A 415-nucleotide genomic window follows, 5' to 3' on the forward strand; every position below is an offset into this window, starting at 1 on the left:
TGTCCCCCGTCAGCGACCATGAGACAGATCGGGAAAATTGCTTAAGGAGGATTTCTGGCACATCGTAGCCTGCCAAGGGGACGAAGATGAGACAGAAATCCGGGCCGGAGGGATCGGCCGAAAAACATGTGAAGGAAATCCGCCGCAAGACCCGGCGTAAATTCTCCGCCGAAGAGAAGATCCGCATCGTACTGGAAGGCCTGCGCGGCGAGTATTCGATTGCCGAACTGTGTCGGCGTGAGGGGATCGCTCAGGGGCTGTACTACACCTGGTCGAAGGAGTTTCTCGAAGCTGGCAAGAAGCGCTTGTCGGGCGACACGGAGCGGCAGGCGACATCCGGCGAGGTGAGTGGCCTGAAGCGTGAGATGCGCGATCTGAAGGAGGTCGTTGCCGACCTGACGCTGGAAAACCGCAT

At 58.8% G+C, this 415-nt stretch carries 1 protein-coding gene; it reads left to right on the forward strand.

Features of this window, described 5'->3' with window-relative positions; all coding sequences use genetic code 11:
* Positions 1 to 86: 86 nt before the first annotated feature.
* Positions 87 to 415: transposase (locus HY17_RS12770; protein ID WP_034767157.1), on the forward strand; the 329-nt coding region annotated here is incomplete at its 3' end.

The sequence above is a fragment of the Hyphomonas sp. CY54-11-8 genome, assembly GCF_000682735.1.
Taxonomy (GTDB): domain Bacteria; phylum Pseudomonadota; class Alphaproteobacteria; order Caulobacterales; family Hyphomonadaceae; genus Hyphomonas.